This is a genomic window from Haloferax sp. Atlit-48N, assembly GCF_003383015.2.
GTDB lineage: Archaea > Halobacteriota > Halobacteria > Halobacteriales > Haloferacaceae > Haloferax > Haloferax volcanii.
In genome coordinates, this window is the sequence record NZ_CP137689.1 from 1,220,684 (window position 1) to 1,236,079 (window position 15,396).

Sequence of the window (15,396 nt, forward strand, 5' to 3'; positions counted from 1 at the left end):
ATTCGGTAGAATATCGCGTCGGAGAGACCGGGTTCACAGCGCCGACGCATGAACTCATCGCACAGTATTTCGAGTTCATCGAACATAAACGTCCGCCTCCGAGTCTCAGCGCCGATAACCGGGGTCAGCGCTCGTAGTCCGGGTCGAACAGCCGGGCCGACATCGGTCCGGGCTCGCTCCCCTCGACGACGGCGTACGACGAGAAGTCGTCGACGCCCGCTTCGGACAGCAGTTCCTCGTCGTAGAACGCGTTGCCGGTACAGTCGGTCGGGTCGCGCGAGAACAGTTCGGCGACGGCGTCGCACATAATCTGCGGGGTGCGCCAGTCCTCGGGCGTGCCCATCCCGAAGTGTCGCGTCGCCTCGGACTCGATGGCCGCGACCGGCCACAGCGCGTTCACGCCGACGTCGTCGGCGTCGAGTTCGCCCGCGAGCGACTGCGCGATGAACGTCATGCCGTACTTCGAGAGCGCGTAGGCCACCTTCCCCGGGGCGGGCCGGGCGGGCATCGGCGGCGAGAACGTGACGACGTGGGCGTGGTCGCTCTCGCGGAGGTGCGGGAGCGCGGCGTGCGTCGTCGCGTACGCCCCGCGGGCGTTCACGTCCATGAGGAGGTCGAACCGCTTCGGCGGCGTGTCCTCGAAGCCGGCCATGTGAATCGCGCCCGCGTTGTTGACGACGAAGTCGATGCCGCCGAAGGCGTCGACCGTCTCGTCGATGGCGGTCTGCACGGAAGCGTCGTCGCGCACGTCGAGTTGGCACCAGATGGAACTGCCGCCGCGCTCGCGTATCTCCTCCGTCGTCTCGACGATGGTCCCGGGGAGGTCCTCGCGCCCGTCGACGGTCTTGCCCGTCGAGACGACGTTCGCGCCCCGGTCGGCCAGGTCGAGCGCGATGGCCTTCCCGATGCCGCGACTGGTTCCCGTGATGAAGGCCGTCCGACCCTCGAAATCAACATCATCGAATGCCATAGTTTCCTATCGGCCATCGACCACTTGACGGTTCGCACACCGGGAGTCGGTTGAACGCGGTTTGCGGGTCGGGCGCGGGTGAGCGTCTCGTCGGGAGTTCCGCGCAGAGGTCGCTCAGTCCGACGGAGAGAATCCGCTGAGACCGTCCAGCGGGAGATTACCTTCGCCGCTGGCGCGCACGGTCTTGCCACCGAGTCCCGGGCGCGACGCCTGCACGGTGAACTGACAGTACAGCGTCTTCGGGAGCGACTCGGTCGTCGGGGCGAACACGGCCGGGACGAGAATCGTCCCCTGCATCTTCACGTCTCGGAGTTCGATGACGGTCCGCTTAGTGGTGCTCTCGCGGTCGTAATACGTCGAAAACCCGTCCCCTTCTCCTTGTCCCGGCGGCTCGACGCGCGCCGCGTAGCTGGTCGCCTGCTCGTACGACGACGGCGGTTCGAACCGAAAGCGGAACCAGTCGAGACGGTATCCCTCGTAGGGTTCGTCGGCCGCGAGTCCGCCGACGGTCGAGTTGAACTGGAGCGACAGCGTCGGGAAGCGGCCTTCGAGGCGGTCGACCCGTCTCGCATCCACGGCCGCGTACCCGATGCCGTCTTCGTCGCCCTCGCGCCGCGGGTACCGCCAGAGGATTTCGGGAGACCCCAAACCGCTTCCGTCCCGTACCGTCGTCTCGGCACCGACTCGTTCGGGGCCGAGTCCGGGCACTCGCCCGCTACAACCGGCGATGCCGACGACGGCCGCTGACCCGAGTCCGGCGAGGACGCGTCTTCGAGTCCGGCGGTCGGCGTTGGTGTCTGAATTGGGGGAGGGCATCGTCGTTCGTTAGCGTCCAGTCTGTCAGCGAAATAACTGGTGGTTCGGACGCCTCCGGCCGACCCCGGTCTCGCCACACCCGCCGCCACCGATTCCCTTTTGCCCGCCGCACCTCCACACCCGTACCGATGGACGTGCTCATCGTCGGCGCGGGCGCAATGGGACGCTGGTTCGGCCGCACCGTCGACGCCGACCTCGCGTTCGCCGACGCGGACCCCGAGAGCGCGGTCGCCGCAGCGGACGCGCTGGGCGGGCGGGCGGTCCCGCTGGACGGCGACGAGCGGTTCGACGTGGTCTGTCTCGCGGTCCCGATGCGCCTCGCGGCCGACGCCGTCGCCGGCAACGCCCACCGCGCGGACGCCGCGATGTGCGACGTGACCGGCGCGATGGAACCCCCGGTGGCGGCGATGCGCGACCACCTCCCCGACCGCGAGCGCCTCAGCCTCCACCCGCTTTTCGCCCCGCACAACGCCCCCGGCAACGTCGCCGCCGTCGCCGACGAACCGGGCGCGTACACAGACGCCCTGCTCTCCGACCTCGACGCGGCCGGCAACCGCGTCTTCGAGACGACGCCCGAGGAACACGACGCGGCGATGGAGACGGTGCAGGCGGCCGCCCACGCGGCCGTCCTCTCGTTCGGCCTCGCCGCCGACGACGTGCGCGAGGAGTTCGCCACGCCGATTTCGGCCGCGCTCGACGAGCTCGTCGCCTCGGTGGCCGGCGGCACCCCGCGCGTGTACGCGGACATCCAGTCCTCGTTCGGCGACGGGGCCGACCGCGTCGCCGACGCGGCCCGCGAACTCGCGGCGGCCGACGACGAGGCGTTCGACGACCTCTACCGGCGCGTCTCCCGCGCCGACTCCGGTGTCGCCGCTGGAGCCGACCGCGTCGCCGACGACCGCACCCGCGACCAGACCGACAAGCACGACCCTGTCGAGTGACGAGTGAAGGGAGACGCCGACGCCGACGCCCCGCGGCGGGCCGACAGCTCCCGCGCGGGCGACGGCGACTCGCTCCACAGCCCACCGATGATAGACAGAGACGCCGTCCGCGACAACGCGAAGTACCTCAGAAACGTCCGCCCCGTCGACCCCGACGAGATAGCCGACTACATCGAGGGCGCGCCCCACCCCGCCGTGGTGAAACAGACGCTCCGCGAGGAGGCCCACGACCTCGGCCTGTTCGAGCGCGAGGACGGCACGTTCGTCCCCGCGAACGCCGACCCCGCGCCGGTTCGGAACTGGTCGCCCGCGGCCTTCCCCGACGACTACTCCTTTGCCCTCGAAGACCTGCTCATCGGGCGCTACGGCGCGAACTGGCACGTCGGTGAGTCGGGCGACCGCCTCCGGGAGCGCGTCCGCCAACTGAAAGAGGACTACTACCGGGGCACCCCCGTCGAGTACGACGAGGACGCCGCGCTCGGCTACGCGATATACCACCTCCCGGACTACTACGCGGCCGTCGGCTACGTCCTCTCCGACCTCGCGGAGCGGAGCCTACTCCCGCGAAACCCCCGCGTGCTCGACGTGGGTGCCGGAACCGGCGGCCCCGCGCTCGGCCTCCACGACTACCTCCCCGACGATTCGGTCGTGGACTACCACGCGGTCGAACCGAGCGCCTCCGCGGACGTGCTCGACCGGATGCTCGGCGAGACGCGCCGGAACTTCCGGACGACCGTCCACCGCGAGACCGCCGAGGCGTTCGCCCCCGACGGCGAGTACGATCTCGTCCTGTTCGCCAGCGTCCTGAGCGAACTCGACGACCCCGCCGCGGTCGTCCGCAAGTACCTCGACGCGCTCGCCGCCGACGGCGCAGTCGTCGCCATCGCGCCGGCCGACCGGAACACGAGCATCGGCCTCCGCGAGGTCGAACGCGAGGTCGCGCCGGCCGACGGCGACGTGACGGTGTACTCGCCGGCGCTCCGCCTCTGGGACGGCTACGCGCCCTCGGACCGCGGCTGGTCGTTCGACGTGCAGCCCGACCTCGACGTGCCGGGGTTCCAGCGCCGCCTCGACGAGGGGCGCGCGGGCGACGAGGACGAGGGCACCTTCGTCAACGTGGACGTGCAGTACTCGTACAGCGTCCTCCGCACCGACGGCGAGCGCCGCCTCGACGTGCGCGGCAACCCCGCGCGGTTCGCCAAGATGGCCGAGATGGAACGCCACGTGACGAACCGCATCGACCTGCTGGCGGTCAAACTGAGCCACGACCTGTCGGAGGGGAACAACCAGGTGTTCAAAATCGGCGACGGGAGCGAGGCGGTCGACCACTACGCCGTCCGCACGCGCGACACCGTGCTGAACGCCGACGTGGCCGACGCCGACTACGGCGACGTGCTCGTCTTCGAGAACGTCCTCGCGCTCTGGAACGACGACGAGGGGGCGTACAACCTCGTCGTCGACGACGAGACGCTCGTGGACCGCGTCGCCTGAGCGGCCCGCGTCGGCCGCCGCCGTCCGACTTCGCCCGCCCGCTGACAACCCTATCGCGCCCCGCCCGACGGGTGGCTTTTTGCGGCCTCCGTCCCGAGTCGGACCATGAGCGAACCCAGCATCCTCCTCACCAACGACGACGGCATCGAGAGCGTGGGCTTCCGCGCGCTCTACGACGCCCTCTCGGAGTTCGCCGACGTGACCGCGGTCGCGCCCGCGACGGACCAGAGCGCGGTCGGCCGGAAGATGTCCACCGACGCGGTCGTCGCCGAGCACGAACTCGGCTACGCGCTGGAGGGGACGCCCGCCGACTGCACGGTCGCCGGGTTGGAGGCGCTGTGTCCCGACGTGGACATGGTCGTCTCCGGCATCAACAAGGGAGCCAACATCGGCGCGTACGTCCTCGGCCGGTCGGGGACCGTCAGCGCCGCCGTCGAGGCCGCGTTCTTCGACGTTCCCGCCATCGCCCTCTCGCTGTACGTCCCCGCCGGCGGCGACCTGCCGTGGCACGAGAAGGCGACCGACCCGCGGGACTTCCGCGAGGCGACCAACGCCGCGTCGTACCTCGTCAAACACGCCGAACCCGCCGGCGTCTTCGAGCAGTGCGACTACCTCAACGTCAACGCGCCCGTGTCCGGTCCCGACGGGGGACCCGCGGACATGCAGGTGACAGTTCCCTCGGAGCTGTACGACATGACCGCGGAGTTCGAAAACGGCACCGTGAAGCTCCACGACCGCGTCTGGGAGCGGATGGAAACCGGCGATATTCCGGACCCCGACGGCACCGACCGCCGGGCCGTCGTCGAGGGTCGCGTGTCGGTCTCACCGCTGACCGCGCCGCACACGACCCACCGACACGAGGCGCTGGACGCGCTCGCCGAGACGTATCTGGAGTGAGCGAAGCGGGAAGCGGGCAACAAAACGTATAGCCGAGGGGCCTGAAGCGCCGACGAGACCGATGACTCCGGTTCTTCAGGCCGCGGGTGCCGGTCGGGAATCGTCACCGGCTTCCTCGTCGCTATCGCGGTGCTGTTCAGCCTCCCGCTCGTCATCCTCCTCCTCGGTCGGCTGTTCGAGCGGTTCTTCTGAGGCCGCGACCCCGGGTCCCGACAGACGGAGCGACCCGCTAGCGGTGATTCGCGGACACCCTCGCACGCGACGGCCCAGCAGTCATCGCAATCTTTTCACGAGTGAGTTATGTCTCAAATGACATGAACCGCGACGAACTCAACGACTATCTGAAACAGCGGCCGCTCTTGGGAGGTCTCTGGCTCGTCGCGATGCTCGGTGTGGGCATGGTGCTGTGGCTGAAACTGCTCCGACCGGCGCAGTCGGTCCTCGACATCGTCTCGAACACCGGCTACCAGTTCGTCTTTCTCGTGACGGCCGGGCTCTGTTACGTGACCTACGTCGGCTTCTCCCGGGCGGTGAACTGACGTTATTCCGACACCGTCCGCCGACTGTCGACCAGCAGTTTGTACGCGAGGCCGACGACGCCGGCGAACGCCGCGAACGCCCCGGCGAGCGAAGCGACGATTCCGAGCGCGAACATCAGTCCGAACCCGTAGCCCGCGAGGGCGAACGTGCCGATAGTCAGCAACACCCAACCGCCGACGATGACGGCGAACAGCGCGATGGCGTCGTCTTCGGTCGCGTAGCGGAGGGCGTCACGGGCGGAGACGCGTGACATGTCGAACGCGTCGCCGGGGGCGAACGTGGTCCTTTCGGTCGGCCGACACCAAAGATTGAATCCCGGGCCGGCCGACGGACGCGTATGTCCGAAGCAGACGCCGTCGAGCGCGTGGACGAACCCGGAACCGTGGATTCGTTCGCCGCGGACCTCCGCGCGCTCGGCGTCGAGCGCGGCGACACCCTCCTCGTCCACTCGTCGCTCAGTTCGCTCGGCTGGGTCGCCGGCGGCCCGCAGGCGGTCGTAGACGCCCTCCAGACGGTGCTGACCGACGACGGGACGCTGGTCATGCCGACCCACACCGGCCAGTACACCGACCCGTCGGTGTGGGAGAACCCGCCGGTCCCCGACGACTGGGTCGAAACCATCGGCGAGTCGATGCCGCCGTTCCGCCCCGACGTGACGCCGACCCGCGGGATGGGCGCGGTGCCCGAGTGCTTCCGCAACTACCCCGGCGTCGTCCGCAGCGAGCATCCGACGGTCTCCTTCGCGGCGTGGGGCGCGGCCGCCGAGGAAATCGTCGGTGGCCACGAACTCGATTACGGCCTCGGCGACGGGTCGCCGTTGGCGCGGGTGTACGACCGCGGCGGCGACGTGCTCTTACTCGGCGTCGGCCACGGGAACAACACGTCGCTCCACCTCGCCGAGCACCGCGCGGACTTCGAAAAGACGCGGACGAGAGAGCGCGCGCCGCTGCTCCGAGACGGCGAGCGCGTCGTCGTCGAGTACGACGACATCGAGGTCGAGACCGACGACTTCGAAGCGGTCGGCGAGGCGTTCGAGACGACCGTCGGCGCGACCGAGGGGTCGGTCGCGGCCGCGACGGCGACGCTCTTCGACCAGCCCGCGCTGGTCGATTTCGCCGAAGACTGGTTCGAGTCGAACCGCTGAAAGTGGGGTGTCGCGGCCGACTCGGTCGGCTCACAAAAACAACACGGCAGGCGACGCGCGCCCTCAGGCGAGCGTCGCGGTCAGCGTGAGTTCCGGCCCGGCGAGCGCCTTCGACACCGGGCAGTTTTCCTTTGCGCGCTGGGCGAGGTCGTCGAACGTCTCCTCGTCGATGCCGGGCACGTCGGCGTCGAGCGTCAGGTCGATGCGCGAGATTTCGAAGCCGCCGCCGTCGGCCGGGTCGAGATGCACGTCGGCCGCGGTGTGGAGGCTCGTCGGCGCGTAGCCCTCGCCTTCGAGGAACGCGGTCAACTGCATCGAGAAACAGCCGGAGTGGGCCGCGCCGATGAGCTCCTCGGGGTTCGACCCGAGTTCGTCTTCGAACCGCGTCGGGAACGTGAACGTCCCCTCGACGGTCCCGCTCTCGGTCGAGAACTCGCCGCTTCCGTCTTTGCCGCCGGTCCACGTGGTCTCCGCCTTGTGCGTGGGCATGACACGCACACTACGGTCGCAAGCGATATGGAGATAGCGGCGGCGAAGCGTTCGAGGGGACCGAACCGGCGGGATGCGGAGGTGCCGGGTGGCCCGTCACAGGCCGCTCCAGAGCGCCGCGACGCCGAACCCGACGATGACGACGCCCGCGAGTTGGTTCACCCGACGGAGGACCGCCGGGGTGACTCGCTCCCGGACGCGGTCGACGGCGGCGCTCAGGACGAACCACCAGAGCGCCGACCCGGCGAAGACGCCCGCGACGAGGACCGCCGCCGCGAGGTAGTCGCCCGAGACGCCGACGCCCAAGCCGGCGAAAATGCCGACGAACGCCAGTATCGTCACCGGGTTCGTCAGCGTCAGGAGGAACGTCGACCCGAAGTCGGCCGCGAGCGTCCGGGCGTTCGAGTCGGGCGACACGACGGCCGACTGCTCGGTCGTCGGTGCCGACTCGACGGACGCCGGGTCGCCCCGAATCGACCGGATGCCGATGTACAGGAGAATCGCCCCACCAGCGAGCGCGATTGCGTTGCGGTGGCCGAGCAGCACCGACGAGAGCGCGGCGAGGCCGAACCCCGCGATGGCCCCGTAGACCGCGTCCGCGGACGCCGCTCCGAGTCCGCTGACGAAGCCGGAGCGCCGGCCCTTAGAAAGCGTTCGCTGGATGCACAGGACGCCGATTGGACCGACCGGCGCGGCTATCGAGACGCCGAGAACGAGTCCGCGGACGAAGATTCCGATTGTGGCGGTTAATAGACATCACCTTCGTGACCGCTCCGATGCGTCGCCGGGTGATAGCTCTATCGCCGGGGCCGAACGGACCGCCGTCGCAATCGACGTTGGGGCCGGGTGGTCGGACCCGCTCAGAACAGTCCCGTGATGAAGCCGAGGCCCATCAGGACCAACACGGCCGCGGAGAACGCCGGGAGATACGGCGTGTACTTCTCGACCTCGTCTTCGTACTGCTCGTAGCCCGCAATCAGCAGCATCGTCAGCCCGACGATGCCGACGACGACGGTGACGGCGTAGGCGCTCATCAGTTCGAGACAGTAGTTCGACCCGGCGCAGAGCGCGATAATCTCGAACTCCTCCTCGTGGGCGAAGCCGAGGACGAACGCGAACCACGCGATACCGAGGAGACCGCGGTCCGCGGCGTCGTCGAGGTCGCCGTGCGAGTGGGAGTGTCCGCCGACGAAGGGGACGAAACGCTTCAGGCGAGCGAACAGTCCGCTGTCGTCGTGGTCGTGGGTGTGACCGTCGTGGTCGTGTGAGTGGCTATGGCCGCGGTCGTCGTGTGAATGCTCGTGGTCATGGCCCTCGCCGTGGTCATCGCCGTGGCTGTGGCCCCCGTGGTCGTCGTCGTCGTGCCCGTGCGTGCCGTGAGAATGCCCGTGGGTGTACTCTCGGATACCGAGTACGATGAGCAAGACGCCGGCGACGAGACTGACCGGGCCGCCGATTTGGACGCCGCCGAGTACCGTAATCGGCTCGTTGACCTGCGTGAGGTCGAAGTACGCCTTCGCGTAGAAGAACACGCCCACCATCGCGATACTGCTGACGAGGTGGCCGACCCCGAGGATGAGACTCGCCGCGAACCCGTACACCCACTTGTTCGCTTGGTCGAGCGCGTACGACGCGGCGACGGGCCAGCCGTGACCCGGTTCGACGCCGTGGACGGCTCCGAGGAGTACCGCGCCGGCGACGAGGCCGAGCAGTTCGTTCGTGGCCATGTGCTACCGTATCCGTGGCAAACGACGGGTATAGGGGTTGTTAATACCGAATCGCGGGTATCGTCATAACGAGCACTCTTGTAGCTGTACGCGTCAGTTGGAGGTAATGCGGACGAGTTTCAACGTCCCCGACGAACTGGTCGCTGAGTTCGACCGGGCGTGGCGCGACGAGGGCATCGAAAACCGGTCGCGGGCGGTTCGAGAGGCCATGCGTGAGTTCGTCGAGTCCCACGCCCGACTCGAAGACGTCTCCGGCGAGGTCGTCGCGCTCGTCGGCTTCGACTACCGCCACCACGACGTGATTCGCGAGCTTCACGGGACGCAACACGAGTTTCAGGACGTCATCCTCAACACGAGTCACACCCATCAGGGCGAGTGGTGTCTCGAATCGCTGTTCTGCCGCGGCCCCGCGGCGCGCGTCCGCGCGCTGACCTATCGGCTTCGGGACTTCGACGCGGTCCGGCGGGTGAAGGTGATGGTCATCCGCGAGTGACGCGACGGCGGGTCTCCGAACTCGAACCCGCTCCCGGCGGCGGAGAAAACAGCTGTCAGTCTACCGATTCTGCCGCTGTTCGGCCTTGTTCAGGTAGATAGAATCCATTATACGAAACTGCACACTTTTCCGGTTCTTTTGTACTTTCCTGAGTCAAGAAATCACACCGTCTCGAAGGATTCGATTACCTCACTGGTAGTAAACACCGGCACGAGGTCTTGTTCATCGAAATCAGAATCGTCGCTCCACACACCTGCGTCACGAGCGAGTGCGCAGGCCACGTACAGAACGTCGTCGGGGTCGGTGTCGCCTATCGACTCTTTCGCCTCCTTGATGTACGGGGAGAATTCGCTGGCAGGTACTGTCTCGATGTACTGGAACAAGAGGTCAATGAACTGCTGTACTCTGTCTGTATCCATCCCTGACTTTTCGACGATGAGAGCTTCGTAGTTCCCGATTTCGTCGTGAACAACTTCGGGGGTCAGGAGTTCCGGTTCGAGCGTGACGATGAGTTCACGAGTTTTCGAGTTAGCGATGAGTGCCGAAATGACGACGTTTGCATCGACGACCAACTTCATTCGTCAGAATTACTCAGACTCTTCTTCGACGCGCTTCCGTGCGCTCTCGTTGATTTTGGCGGCAATTTCGTCAACATCCGCATCAGAGAGTTCACTGTCGGCGGTCAGTTCGTCCATCAATTCGAGTTTCTCGATTTTGCTTCGGATGGCTTGCCGAGTGACCTCGCTCCAGTTGATTTCCGGGTGCTTCTCCATCTGCTCTTTGAGGGTGTCGTCTACGTTAACCGTGATAGTAGGCATACAGAAAACTGCGGGGACACAGAATACTGTGTCTTTCGGTGCCGCCACTTTCGTCTCTATTGCCGCGTCTTGCTGCCGTTGAGCCACCTGCCGATTATTTAGTGATGACGAACGCACATTTTGTATGGCCCTGAATCCACTCCTCATCTCGCCAATCATCTCGCTTCTCGTCGCTGGAATCGTCTTCGCCGATGCCAAACGTCGTGGACTTGCACGGCAAAGTCGAATGAGATGGACTGTTGCTGTTGGCTTCGGCAGCCTCAGTGGCTTCCTTTGCGCGTTCACGTTCGAGAACACACTCTCTCGCGTGTATTTCACCTTGTCCGGTACGCCAGTCGTCGTTCAGTCACCCTATGAACTGTTGACGCTTCTCTTCGGCGTTGGATTAGGAACCAGTGCGATGTCCGTTCTCGCATACGGGCTCGGAAGTCGTGTTGTCCTGTTCAAAAATAGGTCGTAACATCGATGCATTCTACCGATTCTGCCGCTGTTCGGCCTTGTTCATCTCGATGAGCAGTCTGAAAATCGCCTTCACGAGGTTCGAATCGACCTCGAAGTGGGCCGCGTTCTTCCCGGCGCGCTCCATCACGCGCTCTTCTTGAGACTCGTCGGTCGTCGGCAGGTCCTTCTCGGCTTTGACCTTCGCCACCGTGTCGGCGACGTAGGTTCGACGGGCGATGAGTTCGACGATGCCGCGGTCGATATCCTCTATCTCCTCGCGGAGTTCGTCGAGGGACATGTCCTGAAACGATTCTGCGGCGGCGTCTACGGTGTCGTCTGTCATTGGATTCGTGCTCCGTCGGTTCGGGTGGTCGTCAGTCGGGTCTCCCCCTCGCGGGCGTCCCACAGTTCCTTGACGCGTTCGAGGTCGGTTCGGTCGCCGACGGCGACGACGCTCGGGCCGGTCCCGGACAGCGAGACGCCGTCGGCGATGGGCATCGCCTCGACGGCGGGGTCGGTCGGGAAGTCGAGCGCGGCCGAGAAGGCGAGGCCGTTGACGGTCATCGCCTCGGCGTAGCGGCCTTCGAGCGCGAGGTCGGCCACGAGGTCGGCCATCGGGGCGACGTTCTCGCAGCGGCTCACGTCGGCGTCGGCGCTGTAAGCGCGCTCCGGGGGCGTCCACACGAGCACGTCCCAGTCGACCTCGTCGCGGGCGATGAGACCGTCTTCGGTGTTGTCGGTGACGACGACGCCCCCGACCATGGAGGCCGCGGCGTCGTCGAACGCCCCGGTGGCGGTGACGCCGACCTCGCGGGCGGCGCGGACGCCCATCCGGCAGGCGTCGAGGCGGGAGATATCGGCGTCCGGGCCGGGGCCGACCGAGCGACCGAGCGCCGAGAGCGTCGCCAACACCGTCGCGTTGGCGGCGGCGCTCGAACTCTTGAGGCCGGCGGCCATCGGCAGGTCGCTTTCGGTCTCGACGGTGCCGCCCTCGCCGTCACCGAACGCCTCGACGGCGAGTTCGACGCAGCGCTCGACGAGATGCGCGTCGGCGTCCGGGGCCTCCGCGATGCTGCCGCGGACCTCGCCGGAGTCGTCCAGTTCGACCGACGCGGTGGTCTCCGCGTCGATGGCGAACGCGGAGCCGGTCGCCGTCGCGAGGGCGTTCAAGACGGTGCCCGCCCCGAGGGCGGTGGCTCGGCCGTGCATACTTCGGGGAGGTCGGCACACCGTGTTATGTGTGGCGGTCCGTGCCGTTTTCGCCCGTAGGTTCGGGGACGCGGCGGCGGAAGCGACGCCCGGCGCGAGTCGTCCCGAGACGCGACGCTTTTGCCGTCCCCGGAGCAACGGTGAGCCATGCGCGCCCGCAACGACATCGCCCCGAGCACGCTCGGCGTCGAGCTCCACGACTACGGCGTCGAAGTGGAGTACCTCGACAACCGAACCACAGTCTACCGGGGCGTCCCCCAGGCGGTCACGGGCACGCTCGCCACCGCCCCCGGCAAGGAGGTCCACGTCCTCGTCACCGACCCCACCGAGACGGAGGGCGTCATGATGTACGTCAACGACCTCACGAGCCACGACGAGGTGCTCGAATCGAGCGGCGTCGGCCGCGTCATCCTCGGTGAGGACGAAGAAGAGGAGCTGTTCCCCGGCGTCCTCGTCCGCCGGGTGCCCGGCCATCGATTCGAAATCGAGGCCGACCCCGAGGTCGCCCGCGGCCGCGTGTTCGTCTTCGTCGAAGACGACTGGGGCGAAGACTCCTACGAGTTCGTCGCCGAGTGATGCTCCGGAAGCGCTGGGAGCCGCTGGAAACGCGGACCGTCGGCAAGGCTCCGGAGGCCTACGGCTACTACGAACTCGGCGACGCCGACGGCGACCTCGTCGGCCGCGGCGTGGGCGTCCTCCGCGACGAACTGAAAGAGGCGCTCGCCTACGGCGACGCCGAGCGCGTCCGCTGGGAGCGCGCGACCTCGCTGGACCACGCCGAGCGACTCGCGGACGAACACGACCCGGCGTAGCTCTCGCGCTCGCCGCGTAACCCTCGCGCTCGCCGCCGTCGCCGCCGACGCTCTCGCTTCCCCGCTACTGCAAGTACGACGGGCTGTCCGTGTCGCAGTTCTCCTCGTGGGCCTCGGCGTCGGACCGCACGTCGAACAGCATCCCGCACTCTTCGCACCGGTACCACGTCGCACCGTCTTTCTCCGTCGTGGCGACCATGCGTACTGTTACCGCGCCGTCCCGGAAAACCGTTACTCCGGGCGAACCCTCAAGGGTCGAGCGACCGAACCGGGGGGTATGTCAGAAGATGGGGTGACGCTCGTCGTCCGCGCCGCGGAGAAACGCGACGCGGGCCGCGGCATCGCCCGCCTCCCCGAGGCCGCCCGCCGGGAACTCGGCGTGCTCAGCGGCGAGACGGTCGTCATCGAGGGCTCCAGAGAGACGGTCGCGAAGATGTGGCCCGCCCGCCCCGGCGCGGCGGCGGGCGAGATGCTCGTCGACGCCGACACGCGGGCCAACGCCGGCGTGAAAATCGGTGACAGCGTCCGCGTCAGGAAGATAGCCGTCGAAGACGCGCGGTCCGTGACGCTCGCCGGCCCCAGCGCCTTCGAGCGGACCAGCGTGGACCGCGAGACCATCGAGGAGGTCGTGAAGGCGGAGCTCCGGAACCGCCCGGTCCGCGAGGGCGACCGCGTCCGCGTCGAACGCCTCGGCGGGGCCGCCCTCGCCGTCAGCGAAACCGCCCCGGAGGGCGTGGTCCGCGTCACCGACGCGACGACCGTCTCCGTGACGGCGGCGAATTCGAAGGACGCGAGCGAGGCCGTCCGCGACGCCGTCAAGAGCATGACCGGTAGCGACGACGGCGGCGACGACGGGAGCCGCGGCCGAGCGACGGGCGTCACCTACGAGGACATCGGCGGCCTCGACGACGAACTCGACCTCGTCCGCGAGATGATAGAGCTCCCGCTGTCCGAACCCGAGGTGTTCGCCCACCTCGGCATCGAGCCGCCGAAGGGCGTGCTCCTCCACGGCCCGCCGGGCACGGGGAAGACCCTCATCGCCAAGGCCGTCGCCAACGAGGTCGACGCGAGTTTCACGACCATCTCCGGGCCCGAGGTGCTCTCGAAGTACAAAGGCGAGTCCGAGGAGAAACTGCGAGAGGTGTTCCAGTCGGCCCGCGAGAACGCGCCGGCCATCATCTTCTTCGACGAAATCGACTCCATCGCGTCGAAGCGCGACGACGGCGGCGACCTCGAAAACCGCGTCGTCGGCCAACTGCTGTCGCTCATGGACGGGCTGGACGCCCGCGGCGACGTGGTCGTCATCGGCGCGACGAACCGCGTCGACAGCCTCGACCCGGCGCTCCGCCGCGGCGGCCGCTTCGACCGCGAAATCGAAATCGGCGTCCCGAACGAGGCGGGCCGCCGCGAGATTCTCGACGTGCACACCCGGCGAATGCCCCTCGCGGAGGACGTGGACATCGACCGACTGGCCTCCCGAACCCACGGCTTCGTCGGTGCCGACCTCGAATCGCTGGCCAAGGAGGCCGCGATGACCGCGCTCCGGCGCGTCCGCCGGGAGAGTGGGGGCGGAAGCGGAAGCCGAAGCGGAAGCAGAGACGAGGGCGGAGACGAGGAGGGACGCGTCGCCGTCGCGGACATGACCGTCACGCGCGCCGACTTCGAGTCGGCGATGGCGACGGTCGAACCCTCTGCGATGCGCGAGTACGTCGCCGAACAACCGACCGAGGGGTTCGAGGGCGTCGGCGGCCTCGACGACGTGAAGCGGACGCTCGAACGCGCGGTGACGTGGCCGCTGACCTACGCGCCGCTGTTCGAGGCGGCCTCGACCGACCCGCCGACCGGCGTGCTCCTCCACGGCCCGCCGGGCACCGGCAAGACGATGCTCGCCCGCGCCATCGCGGCCGAAAGCGGCGTCAACTTCATCCACGTCGCCGGCCCGGAACTGCTCGACCGCTACGTCGGTGAGTCCGAAAAATCCGTCCGCGAGGTGTTCGACCGCGCCCGACAGGCCGCGCCGAGTATCGTCTTCTTCGACGAGATAGACGCCATCGCCACCGACCGCGACAGCGCCGGCTCCGACTCGGGCGTCTCCGAGCGCGTCGTCTCGCAACTCCTGACGGAGATGGACAACGCCGCCGACAACCCGAACCTCGTCGTCCTCGCGGCGACGAACCGCCGGGACGCGCTCGACCCCGCGCTCCTCCGACCCGGCCGACTGGAGACCCACGTCGAGGTCCCCGCCCCCGACATCGAGGCGCGCCGCGCCATCCTCGACGTGCACGTCCGAAACAAGCCGCTCGGCACCGACGTGGACCTCGGCGACGTGGCCGCCCACATGGACGGCTACACCGGGGCCGACGTGGCCGCGGTCTGCCGCGAGGCCGCGCTCCGGGCGATTCAGGACGTGGCCGACGCCTACGAGGGCACCGAGGCGAACGAGCACGCCGACGAGGTGCGCATCACCCGCGCGCACTTCGATGCGGCGCTGGAATCGGTCTCGCCGACGCGGGTCTGACGGGCGGCGACCCCCGAGGAACGCCCGTTCCCGCTCACCTGCGAGATTATCTCGTTTCGCCGCGTACTGTGTTCCATGTTCACTCGCAAC

Annotated in this window: 20 protein-coding genes; 9 read left to right on the forward strand and 11 right to left on the reverse strand. The window is 67.9% G+C overall.

What is annotated here, in order from left to right:
- Positions 1–124 precede the first annotated feature (124 nt).
- Together DEQ67_RS06645 and DEQ67_RS06650 are read right to left on the reverse strand one after the other, a co-directional pair.
- Positions 125–970 carry an SDR family oxidoreductase gene (locus tag DEQ67_RS06645; protein ID WP_115859992.1) on the reverse strand — a complete coding sequence of 282 codons (846 nt, stop codon included), beginning with the start codon at positions 968–970 and terminating at the stop codon, positions 125–127.
- A 114-nt stretch (positions 971–1,084) separates the two neighbouring features.
- Complete coding sequence (locus DEQ67_RS06650; RefSeq protein ID WP_115859990.1) at positions 1,085–1,786, reverse strand: hypothetical protein; 702 nt, start codon at positions 1,784–1,786, stop codon at positions 1,085–1,087.
- Between the two features lie 128 nt (positions 1,787–1,914).
- Between DEQ67_RS06650 and DEQ67_RS06655 the strand changes: the two genes are divergently transcribed.
- The 4 genes from DEQ67_RS06655 (at position 1,915) to DEQ67_RS06670 (ending at position 5,654) form a co-directional block, all read left to right on the forward strand.
- Positions 1,915–2,727 carry a prephenate dehydrogenase/arogenate dehydrogenase family protein gene (locus tag DEQ67_RS06655; protein WP_004063578.1) on the forward strand — a complete coding sequence of 271 codons (813 nt, stop codon included), beginning with the start codon at positions 1,915–1,917 and terminating at the stop codon, positions 2,725–2,727.
- Between the two features lie 87 nt (positions 2,728–2,814).
- Complete coding sequence (locus DEQ67_RS06660) at positions 2,815–4,218, forward strand: small ribosomal subunit Rsm22 family protein (RefSeq protein WP_115860779.1); 1,404 nt, start codon at positions 2,815–2,817, stop codon at positions 4,216–4,218.
- Between the two features lie 105 nt (positions 4,219–4,323).
- A complete protein-coding gene (gene surE, locus DEQ67_RS06665) occupies positions 4,324–5,115 on the forward strand; it encodes a 5'/3'-nucleotidase SurE (protein WP_115859988.1) in 792 nt (263 codons plus the stop codon).
- A gap of 314 nt (positions 5,116–5,429) precedes the next feature.
- A complete protein-coding gene (locus DEQ67_RS06670; RefSeq protein ID WP_004063573.1) occupies positions 5,430–5,654 on the forward strand; it encodes a hypothetical protein in 225 nt (74 codons plus the stop codon).
- 2 nt (positions 5,655–5,656) lie between these two features.
- On the opposite strand, the gene DEQ67_RS06675 is transcribed toward DEQ67_RS06670, so the two are convergent.
- A complete protein-coding gene (locus DEQ67_RS06675; protein WP_008609306.1) occupies positions 5,657–5,908 on the reverse strand; it encodes a hypothetical protein in 252 nt (83 codons plus the stop codon).
- An 84-nt stretch (positions 5,909–5,992) separates the two neighbouring features.
- On the opposite strand from DEQ67_RS06675, the gene DEQ67_RS06680 reads away from it, so the two are divergent.
- Complete coding sequence (locus DEQ67_RS06680; protein WP_115891268.1) at positions 5,993–6,799, forward strand: aminoglycoside N(3)-acetyltransferase; 807 nt, start codon at positions 5,993–5,995, stop codon at positions 6,797–6,799.
- Positions 6,800–6,862: 63 nt separating this feature from the next.
- Here the strand turns inward: DEQ67_RS06680 and DEQ67_RS06685 are convergent, their stop codons facing one another.
- From DEQ67_RS06685 to DEQ67_RS06695, 3 genes are all read right to left on the reverse strand, one after another.
- Positions 6,863–7,288, reverse strand: coding sequence for an OsmC family protein (locus DEQ67_RS06685; RefSeq protein WP_004043618.1), 426 nt, complete (start codon positions 7,286–7,288; stop codon positions 6,863–6,865).
- A 96-nt stretch (positions 7,289–7,384) separates the two neighbouring features.
- Positions 7,385–8,026 (reverse strand): LysE family transporter, encoded by a 642-nt coding sequence (locus tag DEQ67_RS06690; protein WP_186328121.1) that lies wholly within the window; start codon positions 8,024–8,026, stop codon positions 7,385–7,387.
- Between the two features lie 122 nt (positions 8,027–8,148).
- Positions 8,149–9,015, reverse strand: a complete 867-nt coding sequence (locus DEQ67_RS06695; protein WP_115891267.1) for a hypothetical protein — start codon at positions 9,013–9,015, stop codon at positions 8,149–8,151.
- Positions 9,016–9,121: 106 nt separating this feature from the next.
- Here DEQ67_RS06695 and DEQ67_RS06700 point away from each other — a divergent pair, with 106 nt between their 5' ends.
- Entirely contained in the window at positions 9,122–9,508 is a 387-nt protein-coding gene (locus DEQ67_RS06700) for a CopG family ribbon-helix-helix protein (protein ID WP_115802518.1), read from the forward strand.
- Between the two features lie 161 nt (positions 9,509–9,669).
- Here DEQ67_RS06700 and DEQ67_RS06705 read toward each other — a convergent pair whose 3' ends face one another.
- From DEQ67_RS06705 to DEQ67_RS06720, 4 genes are all read right to left on the reverse strand, one after another.
- Positions 9,670–10,086 carry a PIN domain-containing protein gene (locus DEQ67_RS06705; protein WP_004063561.1) on the reverse strand — a complete coding sequence of 139 codons (417 nt, stop codon included), beginning with the start codon at positions 10,084–10,086 and terminating at the stop codon, positions 9,670–9,672.
- A gap of 9 nt (positions 10,087–10,095) precedes the next feature.
- Positions 10,096–10,326 carry a hypothetical protein gene (locus DEQ67_RS06710; RefSeq protein ID WP_006600339.1) on the reverse strand — a complete coding sequence of 77 codons (231 nt, stop codon included), beginning with the start codon at positions 10,324–10,326 and terminating at the stop codon, positions 10,096–10,098.
- A 472-nt stretch (positions 10,327–10,798) separates the two neighbouring features.
- On the reverse strand, positions 10,799–11,110 hold the full coding sequence (locus DEQ67_RS06715; protein ID WP_004063556.1) for a chorismate mutase: 312 nt from the start codon (positions 11,108–11,110) through the stop codon (positions 10,799–10,801).
- Positions 11,107–11,976, reverse strand: a complete 870-nt coding sequence (locus tag DEQ67_RS06720; protein ID WP_115802520.1) for a shikimate kinase — start codon at positions 11,974–11,976, stop codon at positions 11,107–11,109. Before DEQ67_RS06720 ends, DEQ67_RS06715 begins: the two co-directional genes overlap by 4 nt.
- A gap of 147 nt (positions 11,977–12,123) precedes the next feature.
- Here DEQ67_RS06720 and DEQ67_RS06725 point away from each other — a divergent pair, with 147 nt between their 5' ends.
- Entirely contained in the window at positions 12,124–12,552 is a 429-nt protein-coding gene (locus DEQ67_RS06725) for a DUF5796 family protein (RefSeq protein ID WP_004043614.1), read from the forward strand.
- On the forward strand, positions 12,552–12,788 hold the full coding sequence (locus DEQ67_RS06730; RefSeq protein ID WP_004043613.1) for a DUF7508 domain-containing protein: 237 nt from the start codon (positions 12,552–12,554) through the stop codon (positions 12,786–12,788). Before DEQ67_RS06725 ends, DEQ67_RS06730 begins: the two co-directional genes overlap by 1 nt.
- 64 nt (positions 12,789–12,852) lie before the next feature.
- Here DEQ67_RS06730 and DEQ67_RS06735 read toward each other — a convergent pair whose 3' ends face one another.
- Entirely contained in the window at positions 12,853–12,987 is a 135-nt protein-coding gene (locus DEQ67_RS06735) for a DUF7128 family protein (RefSeq protein WP_004043612.1), read from the reverse strand.
- 78 nt (positions 12,988–13,065) lie between these two features.
- On the opposite strand from DEQ67_RS06735, the gene DEQ67_RS06740 reads away from it, so the two are divergent.
- Complete coding sequence (locus DEQ67_RS06740) at positions 13,066–15,306, forward strand: CDC48 family AAA ATPase (protein WP_115891265.1); 2,241 nt, start codon at positions 13,066–13,068, stop codon at positions 15,304–15,306.
- The last annotated feature ends 90 nt before the right edge of the window (positions 15,307–15,396 follow it).